Annotated in this window: 12 protein-coding genes; 3 read left to right on the top strand and 9 right to left on the bottom strand. The window is 64.6% G+C overall.

The features are described from left to right. Window positions 1-13 precede the first annotated feature (13 nt). From K3148_RS06745 to K3148_RS06735, 3 genes are all read right to left on the bottom strand, one after another. On the bottom strand, window positions 14-709 hold the full coding sequence (locus tag K3148_RS06745) for an EF-hand domain-containing protein (RefSeq protein WP_221426643.1): 696 nt from the start codon (window positions 707-709) through the stop codon (window positions 14-16). 193 nt (window positions 710-902) lie between these two features. Then, a complete protein-coding gene (locus K3148_RS06740; protein ID WP_221426529.1) occupies window positions 903-1298 on the bottom strand; it encodes a VOC family protein in 396 nt (131 codons plus the stop codon). 73 nt (window positions 1299-1371) lie between these two features. Continuing rightward, the gene (locus K3148_RS06735; protein WP_221426528.1) at window positions 1372-3177 is read right to left on the bottom strand and encodes an aminopeptidase P family protein; all 1806 of its coding nucleotides are present in this window, start codon (window positions 3175-3177) and stop codon (window positions 1372-1374) included. Between the two features lie 121 nt (window positions 3178-3298). Between K3148_RS06735 and K3148_RS06730 the strand changes: the two genes are divergently transcribed. Both K3148_RS06730 and K3148_RS06725 read left to right on the top strand, forming a co-directional pair. Further along, entirely contained in the window at window positions 3299-5473 is a 2175-nt protein-coding gene (locus K3148_RS06730) for a S9 family peptidase (protein WP_221426527.1), read from the top strand. Continuing rightward, window positions 5470-5865, top strand: a complete 396-nt coding sequence (locus tag K3148_RS06725; protein ID WP_221426526.1) for an acyl-CoA thioesterase — start codon at window positions 5470-5472, stop codon at window positions 5863-5865. The genes K3148_RS06730 and K3148_RS06725 overlap by 4 nt, the downstream gene beginning before the upstream one ends. On the opposite strand, the gene K3148_RS06720 is transcribed toward K3148_RS06725, so the two are convergent. From K3148_RS06720 to K3148_RS06700, 5 genes are all read right to left on the bottom strand, one after another. Then, window positions 5862-7577, bottom strand: a complete 1716-nt coding sequence (locus K3148_RS06720; RefSeq protein WP_221426525.1) for a sensor domain-containing diguanylate cyclase — start codon at window positions 7575-7577, stop codon at window positions 5862-5864. The genes K3148_RS06725 and K3148_RS06720 overlap by 4 nt on opposite strands. Before the next feature lie 113 nt (window positions 7578-7690). Next, window positions 7691-8809 (bottom strand): alanine dehydrogenase, encoded by a 1119-nt coding sequence (gene ald / locus K3148_RS06715; RefSeq protein ID WP_221426524.1) that lies wholly within the window; start codon window positions 8807-8809, stop codon window positions 7691-7693. Window positions 8810-8888: 79 nt separating this feature from the next. Then, window positions 8889-10442, bottom strand: coding sequence for a TIGR00341 family protein (locus K3148_RS06710; RefSeq protein WP_221426523.1), 1554 nt, complete (start codon window positions 10440-10442; stop codon window positions 8889-8891). A gap of 9 nt (window positions 10443-10451) precedes the next feature. Then, window positions 10452-12794: an FtsK/SpoIIIE family DNA translocase gene (locus K3148_RS06705; protein ID WP_221426522.1), complete on the bottom strand. Its 2343-nt coding sequence runs from the start codon at window positions 12792-12794 to the stop codon at window positions 10452-10454. A gap of 56 nt (window positions 12795-12850) precedes the next feature. Continuing rightward, a complete protein-coding gene (locus K3148_RS06700; RefSeq protein WP_221426521.1) occupies window positions 12851-13402 on the bottom strand; it encodes a thiamine phosphate synthase in 552 nt (183 codons plus the stop codon). Here K3148_RS06700 and K3148_RS06695 point away from each other — a divergent pair. Next, entirely contained in the window at window positions 13401-14066 is a 666-nt protein-coding gene (locus K3148_RS06695; RefSeq protein ID WP_221426520.1) for a YggS family pyridoxal phosphate-dependent enzyme, read from the top strand. The genes K3148_RS06700 and K3148_RS06695 overlap by 2 nt on opposite strands. An 87-nt stretch (window positions 14067-14153) precedes the next feature. On the opposite strand, the gene K3148_RS06690 is transcribed toward K3148_RS06695, so the two are convergent. Beyond that, window positions 14154-16880 (bottom strand): TonB-dependent receptor, encoded by a 2727-nt coding sequence (locus K3148_RS06690; protein WP_425594652.1) that lies wholly within the window; start codon window positions 16878-16880, stop codon window positions 14154-14156. Between the last annotated feature and the right edge of the window lie 40 nt (window positions 16881-16920).

Raw genomic sequence — 16920 nt, 5'->3', positions numbered from 1 at the left:
AACCGCAAGCGGCTTACTGGCCGCGCGCTTCACGCTGCGCACGCATTTCGGCGCGCATTACCTTGTGGCGGGCCTCCATTTCTTCCGTGGTCACCGTACCGTCGCCATTGGTGTCGGTCTTGGCGAACTGCTGGGCAATCGCGGCGTCGAACTCGGCGCGGGTCACGGCCTTGTCGCCATTCGCATCGGCGTAGCGGAGCATGTGCATGCCACCGCCGCGATGCCCGCGCTTGCCGCCGCGGCGACCTTCATGGCCGCGGTGACCGCGCTCGCCGCGCGCTTCGTGCATGGCCTGCATCTCGTCCTGGCTGAGCCCGCCGGAATTGTCGGTATCGGCGCTAGCGAAACGCTCTGCCATGCGGGCCTCGCGCTTTTCGCCGCGAGCCTCGCGGCGTTCTTCACGGCGTTCCATGCGCGCTTCGTGCATTGCCTTCATCTCGGCCTGCGTGACTTCGCCGTCGCCATCCGTATCGGCCTTGGCAAACATCGCCATGTGACGCGCAGCGCGGTCTTCGGCGTTGACCACACCATCGCCATTGGCGTCCATCTTCGTGAACATTTCGGCGGCGTGGGCGGTCATTTCCGCCGCGGTGATCACGCCGTCGCCATCGGCGTCGGGCGAAGGCTTGCCGCCATGATTGTGCGCGAGGGCAACACTGCCCGTCAGCGCAAGTGCGGCGGCGGAAAGGGTAAGAACGGTCTTTTTCATCTCGGTGTCTCCAAAGTGTCTGGAGAGCTGCGACGGTCCGTCGGGAGGGAGGGGGAAAACAGGATCATCCCGCCGCAGCTCATGAAACCGGTTCTACCGATCCAATGTCGCAGCTTTATGCCGCGATCACAGAGAATTGTAACGGAGTGTCGCGAGTCACGCGCGCCGTTCATCCGCGCGCAAGCGCTCCGGCCTAGCCGACCTTGTCCATCAGGAAGGCGTTGAGCTTGTTGCCATCGGGATCGCGGAAATAGGCGGCGTAGAAGACCATGCCGTTCGCGTCCGGCTCGCCGCGGGGGCCGGGCTCGCCTTCGTCGCTGCCGCCATGCGCGAGCGCGATTTCGTGGAGCTTTTGCACCTGTTCGCGGTCCTTTGCCTCGAAAGCGACCATGGTGCCGTTGCCCACCGTCGCGGTCTCGCCATTGAAGGGCTTGGTCGCCGCAATGCCGGGCGCGCCGCCCATGTCGCCCCAAGCGATGAAGGTCTCGAATTCCATCATCCGCCCGACCCCGAGTTCGGCCGCGATCGCGTCATAGAACTTCGCTGCCCGCTCGAGGTCGTTGGTGCCTACCGTAACGTATCCGATCATCTGCCTTGCTCCTTCACTGAACGACTCGCGCCGGCGGAACATTACGGGAACATGCGGTATCCTACAACCAGCTTCAGAGCGGTGCGCATTCGCGTGTCAGCCAAGCGAGGTCCTCGCCTTCGAGCTGCGGTGCGAGGATTTCGCGCGTCTTCGCGTGATAGCTGTTCCACCACTCGATCTCGCGAGCGGTGAGGAGGTCCTTGTCCACCAGCCTGCGGTCGAGCGGGACGTGGGTGAGCGTTTCGAAGGTGAGGTATTTGCCCTCGCTCCCCTCTATCTTGGCATCGACCACCAGCACGAGGTTCTCGATCCGGATGCCGAATTCGCCCGGCTTGTAATAGCCCGGCTCGTTCGAAAGGATCATGCCTTCCTGCAGCGGAGTTTCGGTGCCGGGGAAGGCGCCGCCGGGCTTGGAGATGCGCTGCGGGCCTTCGTGGACCGAGAGATAGCTGCCGACGCCGTGGCCGGTGCCGTGACCATAGTCGACGCCCGCCTGCCACAGGTGCATGCGTGCCAGCGCGTCGAGCGCGCCGCCGCTGGTCTTGTCAGGGAAGCGCGCGAGGTCGAGCTCGATATGGCCCTTCAGGACGCGCGTGTTGCGGTCGATCATCTCGGCCGTCGGCTCGCCCGGGCCGACCCATACGGTGCGCGTTATGTCGGTCGTGCCGTCGGGATACTGACCGCCGCTGTCGCACAGATAGATGCTGGAGGGAGGGATCGGGATATTGCTGTCCTCGTCCACCTTGTAATGCGGCAGGGCCGCATGGTGCGCAGCCGCGCTGATGGTGTCGAAGCTGGAGTCCTTCATGTCCGGGCTGAGGCCGCGGAATTCGCGCAGTTTGGCCGCTGCAGTCAGTTCGTCGATCGTGCCGGAAGGAGCGTTCTCCTCGATCCAGCGGAGGTATTTGACCATGGCTGCGCCGTCGCGCGCCTGCGCATCGCGATGCCCCTGCTGTTCGGCCGGGTTCTTGATCGCCTTGGGCAGGACCGCCGGATCGGCATCGCGCACAACCGTCGCCCCACCCTGCTCGAGTGCGTGAAAGATGCCCGCCACCGCGTGCTTGGGATCGACCGCGATGGTCTTGCCCTTGAGATCCGCCAGCGCCGGTTCGAACTCGGCACGGTCGCGCACACGCACGGCGTTGCCGAAATGCTGGGTGAGTTCGGGCGTGACCTTTTCCGGCGCGATGAAGAGCTCCGCGGTCCCATCCGCATGGGCGAGCACGTAGGAGAGCGCGACAGGCGTGTTGTCGACGTCCTTGCCGCGCATGTTCAGCACCCACGCCACCGAATCGAGGGCGGTGATGACGGTGGCGTCATAGCCTTCCTGCTTCAGCCAGTCGGCAATCTCGGCGCGCTTGTCGGCGCTGGAGCGACCGGCGAACTTGTCGTCATGGGGCACGGCGACGGCCTTGGAAGGCTCGGGGCGGTCGGCCCAGACCGCATCGATGGGATTGCCGTCGACCGGCACCAGCTCAATGCCCTTCTTGGCGAAAAGCTTGGTCGCCTCTTCCGCCCATTCGACGCCATGGAGCCAGGCGTCATAGCCTATTTTCGCGCCCTTCCCCGCGTGCTCGGCCAGCCATTTCGCGGGCGAGGTCGCGGGCACGTCCTCGTAATCGAACAGCTTGCCGTCGACCTGCTCGCGCACTTGCACGGTGTAGCGGCCATCGGTGAACATCGCCGCCTTGTCCTTCAGCACCGCGGCGCTGCCCGCGCTGCCGCCGAAGCCGGTCAGCCAGTGGAGCCGCTGGGCATAGGAGCCGACATATTCGCTCATATGCTCGTCGGAAATGGGGATGACGAAGCCGTCGAGCCCGCGCTTTTCGAGTTCGGTGCGCAGGGCGTCGAGACGGGCTTCATGGGTTTGCATCAGCATGGGCGGAAAATCCTTTCATCGGGGCCGCTCGGCATTTGGGCGATGCGGCGCTTGCCGGGACGCCGGGTCCCGCATAATCACCCCTCCTCAATAGGAGCTTGCGGCCGCTCTTTCCAGCTTTGTGCCGCCCAAGAAGGGATCGCCCGTGACTTTCATTCGACTGGCCGCATGCCTATCTGCCGCATCGCTGGCGCTTGGCGCGCCATCCCATGCCCAGAAAACCGAAGGGACATCCGTGACTGCACCGACCTCGCCGCCGATCGCCGAGAAGCGCGACCATTCCTATTCGCACCACGGAATAACGATTGCCGATCCCTATCACTGGATGAAGGACCAGAGCTATCCGACCATCGACGACGAGGACGTGCTCGAACACCTGAAAGCCGAGAACGCCTGGTTCGAAGCGCGCATGGAGCCGCAGCAGGCGCTGGTCGACGAGCTCTACGAAGAAATGAAGGCGCGGGTGAAGCAGGACGATTCCACCGTCCCGCAAAAGGATGGCGACTGGCTCTACTGGTCCGAATTTTCCGAAGGGCAGGAATACCGCAAATACTACCGCCGCCCGGTCGCAGGCGGCGAGGCCCAGCTGATCCTCGACGAAAACGCGCTGGCCGAAGGGCATGAATACTTTCGTCTCGGCGCGTTCTCCGTGTCGAAGAACGGGCGCTATCTCGCTTTTTCGAGCGATACCAACGGCTCGGAGCGTTTCACCGCGCGGTTCAAGGATCTCGAAACGGGCGAGATGCTGCCCGACGAGATTCCCGGCACGCTGACCGGCCTCACCTGGGTGATGGACGACAAGGCGGTGGTCTACGGCCTCGCCAACGAGCAATGGCGCGTCCACGATGCGACGCTGCACGTCCTCGGCACGAGTGTGTCGGAGGATGTCGAACTCTATCGCGAGACCGAGAACGACGGCTTCCGCGTCGGCGCCGGCCTCTCGGCGCAAGAAGACTGGCTGGTCATCGCCGTCGGCGACAGCGAGACGAGCGAAGTGCGCCTCGTGCGCGCCGACGATCCGACCGGCGAGCAGATCCTCGTCGCTCCCCGCCAGACGGGCCGCGAATACGATGTCGATCTGCGCGACGGCACGCTCTACATCCACACCAACGACGATCACGTGAACTTCCGTCTCGCCACGGCGAGCCTCGACAAGCCCGGCGAATGGACCACGCTGATCGCCGGATCGGACGAATTCTATCTCTCCGACTTCGAGCTGTTCAAGGATTTCTACGTCACCGAAGGCCGCCTGCGCGGATTGGACCAGATCCAACTGCGCAGCTACGCCGACCCCAATCTCGTGAAGCCCGTTGCCTTCACCGAGGCGAGCTTTTCGACCGGCCTTGCGAACAATCCCGAATACGACACGCAGAAGCTGCGTCTCGCCTATGAAAGCATGGTCACGCCGGATTCGGTTTACGACTACCATGTCGCGACCGGCGAACTGGAACTGCTCAAGCAGCAGGAGATCCCGAGCGGCTACGACGCGAATCTCTACACGGTCGAGCGCATCGAGATCGCCGCGCGCGACGGGACCATGGTCCCGGTCTCCATTGTTAGCCGCAAGGACCGCGCGGCGGGCGGTCCACTCCATCTCTACGCCTATGGCGCTTACGGCTTCGCCTATCCGCCCAATTTCTCGACCACGCGCCTCAGCCTCGTCGATCGCGGCTTCGCCTTCGCCATCGCGCATATTCGCGGCGGCGACGATCTGGGCCGCAACTGGTACCTGCAGGGCAAATTGAACGAGCGGACTAACACCTTCAACGATTTCGTCGATGTCGCGAAGGGCCTGATCGCCAAGGGCTACACCACGCAGGGCAAGATCAGCGCCAGCGGCGGGTCTGCCGGCGGAGAGCTGATGGGCGTCGTGCTCAACACTAACCCCGAGCTTTGGGGGGCGGTGGTGGCGCATGTGCCCTTCGTCGACGTGCTCAACACCATGCTCGACAAGGATTTGCCGCTCACGCCGGGCGAATGGCCGGAATGGGGCAACCCGATCGAGAGCAAGCAGGCCTTCGCCTACATCCTCTCCTACAGCCCCTACGATCAGGTGGTGGCGCAGGACTATCCGCCGATGCTGGTAACCGCCGGCCTCAACGATCCCCGCGTTACCTATTGGGAGCCCGCAAAATGGGTCGCCAAGCTGCGCGAGCTGAAGACCGACGATCACGAACTGCTGCTCAAGACCAATATGGGCGCAGGCCACGGCGGCAAGTCGGGCCGTTTCGCCTCGATATACGAAGTCGCCGAGGAATACGCCTTCATCCTGTGGCAGATGGGCCTGACCGAGTGAGCGCAAGCTTTACGCAAGACTTCACTGCCAAGCACGAGCACATCGACGAGCTCGGGCACGTCAACAACACGGTTTGGGTCCGCTGGATCCAGGACCTTGCCACCGCGCATTGGGCAGATACGGCACGACCCGAGGATGCCGAGCGGTTCTTCTGGGTCGTGACCCGCCACGAGATCGATTATCGCGGCAATGTCTCCGAGGGCGAGACGGTCACCGGCGAAACATGGATAGAAGGGGAGCCGCGCGGCGCCACCTCGATCCGGCGGGTCGATTTCCGTAACGCGGCGGGCAAGGTCATCGTCTCGGCGGCCACGACGTGGGCCATGCTCGACCGGGAAAGCCAGCGGCTGGTCCGCGTGCGCGAGGACGTGCTCGCGCCGTTTCGCGCCTAAGCGGCGGCGCGGACGTTGCCGGGTTTGCCGACCGGGTCGTCGAGCTTGCCGAAATGGGCCTGGTTCCGCCCGGCGCATTTCGCTGCATAGAGCAGCTGGTCCGCGCGTGCGTAGAGCGTCGGGAAGTCGATCCGCTCGCCTTCCTCCAGGTCTCCGAAATCGACGAAGCCCATACTCGCCGTCACAGGCCGGTGAAGCTCGTCGACTTCGGCCATGATCCGCGCGGTCACGGCCTTGCGGCGCTGTTCGGCGTGGTCGGCAACATCTTCGCCGCGCAGGAGCAGGATGAATTCTTCCCCGCCAATACGGAAAGCGGCCAGGTCGCTGTCGTCGCCGGGGCTCAGCGCCCAGGCGGCGCTGCGGATCACGCGGTCGCCTACAGGATGGCCATGAATGTCGTTGATCAATTTGAAGTGGTCGAGGTCGACGACGGCCATTGCGTGGAAACCCTGCTCGACAAGCTCGGGATAATGCACCTCCAGCGCGCGGCGGTTGCGCAGGCCAGTGAGATCGTCGAGCTCGCTCAGGGTCTCGAGGTCGCGGGCCGCCGTTACGGCGCGGTCGCGCTCGCGCCGGATGCTCATGAAGCGATCGGCCACGGCGAGCGCGGTCGCCACCACCTCGAACAGGAGGGCAAGGTTCTGCGGCCAGGTCTCGTCGAAATTGTAAAGGCCCGGTACGAAATACACGCCCACCGCCTGCACCAGCACGACGAGGAACAGCGGCGCGATCCCGAAACCGAGATAGGGCGCCATCCGGCTCCCCTGACGGCGCGCCAGAACCAGCAGGTAGAAATAGGCCGCAAACACGCCGACGAGCACGCCGAAGTAAAAGTGGTCGACCCATTCGCCGAAGAATTCGATCGCAAAGACCGTGGCGACGCCGTTCGCGATGACGGCGATCGGCATGACGAGCAGCCAACGGCGATAGCGACGCGGAAGCCGACCGTCCTCGATGAAGTGGTAGGCGAACAGGAAAGTAGCCGCGACCATCACGTCCAGGCTGAGGTAGGTAACCGTCATCTCGGTGTCGAAGGACATGGGCCACACCATCGGCAGCAGGCCGGAAACCGCCGCCGTCTGCACCACCGCCATCAGGCAGAACAGCGCGTGGTAGAGCGGAAAGGATTCTCGCAGGGCCCGGAAGAAGACGAGGTCGAAGATTACCGGCGCAAGCAGGAGGCCGCACAGCAGCGCCGCCATGATGTGGATCCATCCTGCTATCACCGGAAGGGTGGGTTTCTCGACCAGCTTCGCGTTGACGAAGACTTCGGGAAACCAGCCGCCTTCGTGGATCATGACGACCGAGGTGAGCGTACCGCCCGGATCGGGAAGGGCGACCATTGCCTTGAGGCTCGAGGCGCCGAAATTGATCTCGTCGAAGGCGAAGCTGCGCCGAACGCGATGGCCCGCCTCGTTTTCCACTATCACGGTGAGGGTTTCGAACTGCTGCCGGTCGAACTCGGCAAATTTCGGCGCATCGCTGTCAGCGCGTGCGCCGGTCAGGTCATGCCGGATGATGTGCCGTTCGGCCTCCCATTCGAAGGTCTCGCCTTCGCACGTCCATGCGCCCGACTTTGCAAGCGCGGCATCGTAATCGACAGCCTTGGATACCGAGGCGTGGCAGACGGAACCCGGCGCGAAAGTGTTCTGGGCAACAGCCTGAAACGGGACGACAAGAAAGCTCGCGCAAAGCACGAACAAAGCCGCCACATACCGGCAGGCATGCAGTGGCCGGGTGAAACGGTCCCATCCCATCGCGCGCGTCTATAGCGCAGCAAACGTAAAAGGCGCGTTAAACTTTACGACGCCGGGAAGTCGGGCGTTCAGCCGCCCAGCACATCCGCCACCGGGCGATAATCATAACCCAGTTCGCGCGCCACCGCTTCGTACGTGATCTCGCCCTTGTGGACGTTGAGGCCCTCAGCGAGGTGCGGATCGGCGGCCAGCGCGTCCTTCCAGCCCATGCGCGCGATGCGCAAAGCGTGCGGCAGGGTCACGTTGTTAAGCGCATAAGTGCTGGTGCGCGCCACAGCGCCCGGCATGTTGGCGACACAGTAATGCACGATGTCGTCGACCACATAGGTGGGTTCGGCATGGGTGGTCGGACGCGAGGTCTCGAAGCAGCCGCCCTGGTCGATTGCGACATCGACGAGCACGGCGCCCTTCTGCATGTCCTTGAGCATTTCGCGCGTGACGAGCTTGGGCGCCGCCGCGCCCGGGATCAGAACCGCGCCGATCACAAGGTCTGCGCCGCACACGGCGTCATAGAGGTTCGCCTGGTTCGAGAACCGCGTGGAGGCGCGGCTCTCGAAATGCGTGCCGACCTTTTCCAGCACTTCGGGATCACGGTCGAGGATGGTGACGTCCGCGCCAAGTCCTGCGGCCATCTGCGCCGCGTTGAAGCCGACGACACCGCCGCCGATCACCACGACCTTACCCGGCATCACGCCCGGCACGCCGCCGAGCAGGACGCCGCGACCGCCATGCGCCTTTTCAAGCGCAGTCGCGCCGGCCTGCACGCTCATGCGGCCCGCCACCTGGCTCATGGGCTTCAGAAGCGGCAACTGGCCGCGCGGGCCGGTGACGGTCTCATAAGCGATGGCCGTCACGCCGCTCTCGACGAGATCCTTCGTCTGCGGCGCATCGGGCGCAAGGTGCAGGTAGGTGTAGAGGATCTGGCCTTCGCGCAGCTTCTTGCGCTCGACTTCCTGCGGTTCCTTGACCTTCACCACCATCTCGCACTCGGCGAAGATCTCGTCCGGCGTATCGACGATCTTCGCGCCGGCTGCGACATACTGGTCGTCGGTCGCATCGATGCCGCATCCGGCCTGCGTTTCGATCCAGACTTCGTTGCCCTGGCTGATCAGTTCCTTCGCGCTTTCCGGCGTGAGGCCGACGCGATATTCGTGGTTCTTGATTTCCTTGGGACAACCGATGCGCATGATGCGTAACTCCTTCTCTGCGGAAGGCCGTTACAAGTGAAACTTTCGCCTCGCAAGCGCTGCAGGGGGCTGCGCAAGCTTATTGCGGCAAGCTGGCCCAGCCGATCGCAATCCGGTCCTGATCGACGCTCTCGACTTGCGCAATCTCGATCCCCGCAGCGCGGAGGCGCGTTGCGAGCGCTGCCGTCTGCTCTTCGGGTCCGCGCAGGACAAGCGGCAAGCCGATTCGCCGGGCCGCCCATGTCGTGGTGACCTCGGCAGCGGCGCCGGCTTCGTCGGGCCCGTCTTCGCCCAAGGAGATGGCGGGAAGCGGTTGCGCAGGCGGACGCAGGTTGACGGTCCAGCCGGGCGTATCGCCCCCCACACGCCTTTCAAGCTCGCGATAGCCTTCGAGCGACAGGCCCGGCAGCGGGCGCGCGGTGGCGCTGACGCGGCGCGTGTCGCGATCGAGCAGGACTTCGCCGCGTTCGACCCCGGCAGCCATGACCATGCGCGAGACCATGGCGGCGATCTGCCGCTCGGTCGCCGCGGCCTGTTCGGCGGCGCGGGCGCGGGCAAGCTCGGCCTGCTCGGCTGCGCCGGGATTGGCGCCGACGCGGAACTGTTCCACCCGTACGGTGACGTCGCGGCCCAGCCTTTCCTTCAGATCGGCCGTAATGTCGGCGTTGGCGCTGGTGTCGAAATCCGGCGTAAAGACGGTCGCTGTGATGGCCAGCGGTTCGCTGTCCCAGTCGATCGCCTGCTCGCTTATCCGCGCTCGCTCGCCGAATTCGGACTGGATGGCGTTCTTGACGATCCGCTGCGAATTCGTTTCCCACGCGATCTGGCGCAGCGAGAGGCCGAGCGGGATCGCCAGCGCGGTGAAGATGAAGAAGATACCCACGTTCTGGAACCAGCCCTGACGGCTCGAGAGCGTGGTGCGGAAACCATAGAGGCGCGCCATGATCGTGGCGGTCAGCGCGATGGTCAGGAAGTTGGTGAAGAAGAGGCCGAAGGCGCCGAAAAAGACCGTCCAGTTGAGCGTGGCAAGGCCGAAACCGACCACGGCGAGCGGCGGCATCAAGGCGGTCGCGATGGCCACGCCGACGATGCTCCCTTCGCGCCCACGGATCATGGCGTAGGAGCCGGCGATGGAGGAGAAGAGCGCGACCATCAGGTCGAACAGGTTCGGCCGCGTGCGGGCTGCGATTTCCTCGGTCACCGTCTGCAAGGGCGAAACCAGCACGATCAGCGCGGAGAAGAGCACCGCGGCCACGCTGCCCAGCGCAAGCGACTTGGCGCTGATCTTGAGCCATTTCTGCTTGCCGGTGGCGAGCGCGAATCCGACGCCGAGAATCGGGCTCATCAGCGGCGAGAGGAGCATGGCCCCGATAACAACTGCCGGCGACGAGAGCAGCAGGCCGAGGATTGCGATGCCTGCCGACATCATCGTCATCAGCATGTAGCGCGGCGTCGTCGGACACTCGGTCGCAATCTTGGCGACGACTTCCTTGTGATCGACCCCGGCGCGCACATGGTCGCGCCAGTAGCGGCGGAAGGGCGCGATAGCTCGGCCGACGGGTGAGAAAACCCAACGCGCGGCGCGTTCGGCCTCTTCGTCGGCGGGAAGGTCTGCAGTCGTCGTCGCGGTCATTCCCGCCCCTTAAATCGGGTTTCCGTCCTGGTCGCGGTAAATCTCGCGGCGGCCGACGTGGTTGGCGGGGCCGACAAGGCCTTCGCTTTCCATGCGTTCGATCCACTTGGCGGCGGTGTTGTAGCCCACACCCATCTGGCGCTGGAGCCAGCTGCCGGACGCCTTCTGGTTCTCGATCACGATCTGGCAGGCCTGGCGGTACTTGCGCTCTTCGGGATTGTCGGAAGCGGTGAACTCGTCCTCGAAATTGAAGCCGCCGTCTTCGGGTTCCTCGGTCACGGCGTCGACGTAATCGGGCTTGCCCTGTTCGCGCCAGTGATCGGCCACGCGCTCGACTTCCTCGTCGGCCACGAAAGGACCATGGACGCGGACCATGGCGCCGGTGTTGGGCTTGTAGAGCATATCGCCCTTGCCCAAGAGCTGCTCGGCGCCCTGTTCGCCCAGGATCGTGCGGCTGTCGATGCGGCTCGTGACCTTGAAGCTGATACGGGTGGGGAGGTTGGCCTTGATGACGCCGGTGATGACATCGACCGAGGGCCGCTGTGTCGCCATGATGAGGTGGATGCCCGCCGCGCGGCTCTTTTGCGACAGGCGCTGGATCAGCACCTCGATTTCCTTGCCGACGGTGACCATCAGGTCGGCCAGCTCGTCAACAATGAGGACGATCAGAGGCAGCGGTTCGTAATCGAGCTGCTCTTCCTCGTACAATTCCTCCCCGGTCTCGGGATCGAAACCCGTCTGCACGCGGCGGCCAAGCGGCTTGCCCTTCTCGATCGCCTTTTTCACCTTCTCGTTGAAGCCCGCGATGTTGCGCGAGTTCACGCTCGACATCATGCGATAGCGCTTCTCCATCTCCTCGACCGCCCATTTGAGCGCACGGACCGACTTGGCCGGTTCCGTCACCACGGGGCTGAGGAGATGCGGGATGTCGTCGTAGGTCTTCAGCTCGAGGACCTTGGGATCGATCAGGATCAGGCGGCACTCTTCGGGCGTGAAGCGGTAGAGCAGCGACAGGAGGATCGCGTTGAGCCCAACCGACTTGCCCGAACCGGTCGTGCCGGCAACGAGCAAATGCGGCATGGCGGCAAGGTCGGCAATGATCGGCTCGCCTGCAATGTCCTTGCCCAAGATCATCGGCAGACTGCCGCCATGGTCGACGAAGGCGCTGGAGGTCGCCAGTTCCTTGTAGCTGACCATCTGGCGGTCGGCGTTGGGCAATTCGATGCCGATCACGGTCTTGCCCGGAATGGGCGAAACGCGCGCGCTGATGGCGCTCATGTTGCGGGCGATATCTTCGGCAAGGCCGACGACGCGGCTGGCCTTGATGCCGGGCGCGGGTTCCAGCTCGTACATGGTGACGACGGGGCCTGCGCGAACGGCGGTAATCTCGCCCTTCACGTTGAAATCGTCGAGCACGTTTTCGAGCAGGCGCGCGTTGCGCTCGAGCGCGATCTTGTCGAGCTTGGCCGCCTTCTGCTCGGGTTGGTCGTCAAGCAGGTCGGTGCTGGGCAGCTGGAAATTGGCGAACATGTCGCGCTGCTTGGGCTTGGCCGGGGCCGAACGAGCGGGTGCCGCCACCGGATCGGCGATCTCGGGCGAGCGACGCTGAGGGCGCTCGGGCGTGTCCTCGTCTTCGTTGTCGTCGTCTTCCAGCGTGGGGCGCTTGGCGCGCTTCTGCTTCCTGGGCGCGAGCGGCAGGTCGATATCGGACAGCTGCGGGCGGCGCTTGAGGATTTCGGGAAGCGTGAAGAATTGCGCCCAGTCGAGCGCGAAGACCTTGGTCACCAGCGCCAGCCCACCGCCAAGCGCAACGAGCCCGAATGCCGCGAGAACCCAGCCGGAGAAGCCGCCGCCAAAGCGGGTCGCGACCGCCTCGATCCCGCCAGCGCCGAGCAGGCCTGCCAGACCGCCCGCGCCAGCCGGGAAGGGGCCGGGGTTCTCGTCGAACAACAGGGAGACGACCGTTCCCAGCAGCAGCATGGCGAGCATCAGGAGAGCGAAAGGACTCCACCACTTGCCGGGCGTCTCTTCTTCGTCGGGATCCTCGACACCGGTCCACAGCCGGCGCGCGGAAATCCAGAGCAGCGGCAAGAGGAGCAGCGCGGGCAGGCCGAACACGAAATAGGCACGCTCGGCCGCCCAGGCCCCGCTTGCGCCCATCCAGTTGGCGATGGTGTTGCCGGAGGCTGCGGTGGAGGTGCTGGGATCGGTCTGCGTGTAGCTGGCCAAAGCAAGCGCAAGGAACAGCAGGAGGGCGAAGAGCGCGCCCGCCCCTGCCATATGCGTCGCGCGCCGCAGCGAGCGGCGAAAAGCCGCCCGCCAATCGGGTTTGGCGCCTGCGCGCGTGGCCATTCGATAATTCCCTTCTTCCGTCTGGAGGTCAGTATGAGTCTTCGGGGAGTCCGAGGTCAAGCGCCGTTCGGCGAAGCGAGTCCGTCGATCGCCCCCCAACGCGGCCAGTCGAGTTCCTCCGCGCGCATTCGGGTCATGCCGCCCAATGCGATCACGGGGACCGGCGATTGCTGCGCCAGGACGCGAAAGCCCATGACACCGAGCGTTGCTGCGCCCGGATGCGAACGGGTGGGGAAGACAGGCGAGAGGAATATGCCGTCTGCCCCGGTAGCAAGCGCGGCTTCGATCTCGTCGCCATTATGGGCGGTTGCGAGTTTCAGCCCTGCACCCCAGCATGCCGGCCGGCCGTAGTGGCCATCCACACCCCAGTCGCCCGGCCCGGAGAGGATCACGACGTGGCCGCAGCTGCGCGCACGGGCGGCCAGCGCCTCGAACCGTTCGCGCCGGGCGGCTTCGGGCAGGTGGTAGTGCCGGAAGACGAAGCCTGATCCCTGCGGCAGGTCATGCAGCGCCACCTCCAGTCCCGCGTCGTTGCGCGCGTCGGAGAGCAGCCACAGCAAGGGAAGGGTCTGGCGATTGGTCACGCTTGCGCTATAGCGCGCCGCCATGGAAAAGGCAGGCTCTCCGCTCGAACAGGTCCGCAGCTCTATCGCGCAGGCGTGCAAGCGTGCGCGGCGCGAGCCCGGCGACATTACTCTGGTGGCCGTGAGCAAACGACACACGGCCGCGACGATCGAACCCCTCCTCATCGAGGGCCACCGCCATTTCGGCGAGAACCGCGTGCAGGAAGCAGCGGAAAAATGGCCGGCGCTGCGCGAAGCCCACCCGGCGGTGCAATTGCATCTCGTTGGCCAGCTGCAATCGAACAAGGCCGAGGAGGCCGCCGCGCTGTTCGATGTCATCCATTCGCTCGACCGTCCGAGCCTCGTGAAGGCGCTCGCCAAGGCCTTCGACAAGACCGGCCGCCGCGTTCCGTGTTTCGTGCAAGTCGATGTCGGCGACGAACCGCAGAAGGGTGGCTGCCCGGTGAGCGACCTGCCCGCGCTGCTCACGCAGGCCCGCGAGTCCGATATCCCGCTCGCCGGCCTCATGTGCCTGCCGCCCGCCGAGATCGAACCCGCGCCCTTCTTCGCTTTCCTCGACAAGCTGGCCCGCGACCATGGCCTGGAAGGCCGGAGCATGGGCATGAGCGGCGACTATGAGACCGCGATCATGCTTGGCGCGACGCATGTCCGCGTGGGGACGGCGCTGTTCGGCGAACGCCCCAGCTGAGCGTCGAATCGTTCGATCTGCGAAGCGATGACACAAAAAAGGGGCACCCGCAGGCGCCCCTTTTCTTTTGTGTTGTGATGTGCGCGATCAGAACTCGGCGCGCACCGTGACGCCGTAGGTCCGCGGCTCGGCGAGGAAGGCCGAGTAGGTCTGCTGCGGCGCGATGAACGGCGTGTTGAAGGCCACCTGCGTGTAGTCGGTGTCGAACGCGTTCTGTACCCAGCCCTCGATCGCGAAACGGTCCGCGATGTTGGTGAGGCCGATGCGCCCGTTTACGACCACGAAGCTGTCCTGCTCCTTGCCGTAGAGAAGGTCCGAACCGGTGTTGTAGTCGCCGGTCATGCGGGCGTTGACGAAGAGCAGGCCCTTCATGCCCGAACCGCCGATATCCGGCGTCCAGGTGAAGGACGTCGTGCCAACCCAGGCCGGCGCGTTCGACAGATTGTCGCCCGGCAGCAGGCGGAGCGCCGGATCGAGCGGAGCGCCTTCGTCGCTGCCCACGAGATTGTCCGCGTAACGCGTATTGGCGTGCGTGATGCCCAGCGTCATGTTGACGTTGCGCGTCGGGCTCAGCGAGGCTTCGAACTCGAAGCCTTCCGAAACCACGCCCGGCGTCACATCGCCCGCATCGCATGCGCCGGTGGTGGCGCTCGCATCGCGGTCACCGCCGTTCAGGTCGGTGTCGCAACCGTTGATGTTCTGCACGAGGAAGACCGAACCGTTGAAAGTGTTCAGCTGGAAATTGCTGAACTCCTGGCGGAACGCGGTCAGGCCGAGGCTCCACTGGCGGTTCGAATACTTCATCCCGATTTCGTAGGCGTCGACTGTTTCCTCGTCGAACTGCAGCGTCGCCGGGTCGATGTTGGCCACGTTGAAGGTGACCGGATTGCCGAGCGCCGAGCGGTCGAGGTTGAAACCGCCAGCCTTGTAGCCGCGCGAGTAGGACGCATAGACCATGAGGTCGTCGACCGGCTTGTAGCTGAGGATGGCCGTCCCGGTGAATTCGTCCTCGTCACGGCTGTCGGCGATCGAAACTCCGTCGAGCTCCGAGGTCGAGTTGCCCTGGCAGGACAGCGCGATGATCCCGCCCGCAAGACCCGCCAGCGGCGTCGCCAGCAGGGGAGACACCAGCGCCCGGTTGGTCGGGCAGATGTCGTTGTCGTTCGAGAAGGTCGCGTCGAAATCCTTGGTTTCGCTGGTGTAGCGAAGGCCAAGGGTCAGATCGAGGCGGTCGGTGATGTGGATGATATTGTGCGTGAAGACGGCGAAGTTTTCGCTCGTCTGGTTGTACTGGTCACCGGTTCCGCCGACGTCGCTGACGAGAGCGAGATTGTCGAGGCCTGCGAGAACGAGCGGGGTCGCCGGACCGAATGCCGGATCGCCCACGGTCCCATCGAGGAAGGCGCGTGCCGGACCAAGGCAGTCGTCTGCACCGGGCGCGAGCAGCGCCGGGTTGACGGCGATGACAAGACGGCAGTTTACGAAACGACCGTAATCCTCGCCGAAGCGCAAATTGTCGCGCGTTTCGAGCTTTTCGTTGGCGTAATAGGCGCCGACGAGCCAGTCGAGACGGTCACCGAAAGCTTCGCCGTTGAGGCGCAGTTCCTGGGTGAAGGTCTTGAACTCGCGTGCGCCCGCGTTGTCGCCCGGCGCGCGGTAGAGGATGTCGACCTGCGTGTAGTCGGTGTCCGAGCCCTGCGTGTTGAAATATTCGCGGTAGCCGGTGATCGAGGTCAGGTTGGCCCCGCCGAGGTTCCAGTTCAACTCGCCCGAGACGCCATAGTCCTCGGTTTCGCCGGCATAGCTGCGGCCTTCGGTGACGTAGATGTCGCGATCATAGGTGGACTGGGTGAAGGCGCGCGGATCCTGACCGAGGCCGAGCAGCACATTGACGATCGGGTTGCCGGTGCTCGCAAGAGCGGGCGATCCTGCCACCGGCCGCGTGAAGGGATCGAAGCCGGGCGACACGCGCGCAAGCGGAGCGACCTCGGGCTGCACGAAGGTCGCGGCGCAGCAGGCTTCGTCCTTCTTCGAATAATCGCCGACGAGGCGGAAGCTGAGGTCCTCGCTCGGCTCGAACAGGGCTTGCGCGCGGACGAGGTAGCGGTCGCGGTTGTTGACGTCGGTGTCGTTGACGACATCGTTGTAGAAACCGTCGCGCTGGAACCACACGCCATCGATACGGGCAGCCAGGGTTTCGCCTAGCGGAGCGTTGACGCCGCCTTCGATACGGATGGCATCGTAATTGCCGTAGGTGAAGTCGGCATAGCCGCCGAAATCGAATTCCGGTTCGGCGGTGTAGATCGAGATCATGCCGGCCGAGGAGTTGCGACCGCCGAGCGTGCCCTGCGGGCCGCGCAGGATTTCGATGCGGTCGAGCGGGCCTAGCTCGCTCAGCGCGTTACCCGAACGCGAGCGGTAGACGCCGTCGACGAAGACCGCGACCGAGCTTTCGAGGCCGGGGTTGTCGCCGACCGTACCGATGCCGCGGATACGGGCCGAGCCGTTGGCTTCGTTACCGGTGGAGGAGACGAGCAGCGAAGGCGCGACCTGGTTCAGTTCGCGAATGTCGCTGGTGCCGGAGTTTTCGAGAGTTTCCGACGACACGGCCGAGATCGCGACCGGCACATCGGCGAGGTTCTGCTCGCGACCCTGCGCGGTCACGACGATGACCGGCGTGGTATCGTCGACATCGGCGTTGTCGATCATGTCGCCTTCATCGGCGACTTCCTGCGCCATGGCGGCTTGCGGAAGCATGGTGAAACCGGCGCCAAGAATGGCAAGCGTGCGCAACGAAAGCGTAGTTTTCCTCATGGGAAACCCTCTCCTCTGATTAACTCTCTCGAACGATTCG

Origin of the sequence: Qipengyuania aurantiaca (assembly GCF_019711375.1) — a bacterium.
Taxonomy (GTDB): Bacteria; Pseudomonadota; Alphaproteobacteria; order Sphingomonadales; family Sphingomonadaceae; genus Qipengyuania; species Qipengyuania aurantiaca.
This window is presented reverse-complemented; position numbering and strand designations above follow the sequence as displayed.

Bases quoted from the DNA above. Each gene is read 5' to 3' on its own strand.
- K3148_RS06745 (WP_221426643.1), bottom strand. From the start codon at position 709: ATGAAAAAGACCGTTCTTACCCTTTCCGCCGCCGCACTTGCGCTGACG.
- K3148_RS06740 (WP_221426529.1), bottom strand. From the start codon at position 1,298: ATGATCGGATACGTTACGGTAGGCACCAACGACCTCGAGCGGGCAGCG.
- K3148_RS06735 (WP_221426528.1), bottom strand. From the start codon at position 3,177: ATGCTGATGCAAACCCATGAAGCCCGTCTCGACGCCCTGCGCACCGAA.
- ald (WP_221426524.1), bottom strand. From the start codon at position 8,809: ATGCGCATCGGTTGTCCCAAGGAAATCAAGAACCACGAATATCGCGTC.
- K3148_RS06710 (WP_221426523.1), bottom strand. From the start codon at position 10,442: ATGACCGCGACGACGACTGCAGACCTTCCCGCCGACGAAGAGGCCGAA.
- K3148_RS06705 (WP_221426522.1), bottom strand. From the start codon at position 12,794: ATGGCCACGCGCGCAGGCGCCAAACCCGATTGGCGGGCGGCTTTTCGC.
- K3148_RS06695 (WP_221426520.1), top strand. From the start codon at position 13,401: ATGGAAAAGGCAGGCTCTCCGCTCGAACAGGTCCGCAGCTCTATCGCG.
- K3148_RS06700 (WP_221426521.1), bottom strand. From the start codon at position 13,402: ATGGCGGCGCGCTATAGCGCAAGCGTGACCAATCGCCAGACCCTTCCC.
- K3148_RS06690 (WP_425594652.1), bottom strand. From the start codon at position 16,880: ATGAGGAAAACTACGCTTTCGTTGCGCACGCTTGCCATTCTTGGCGCC.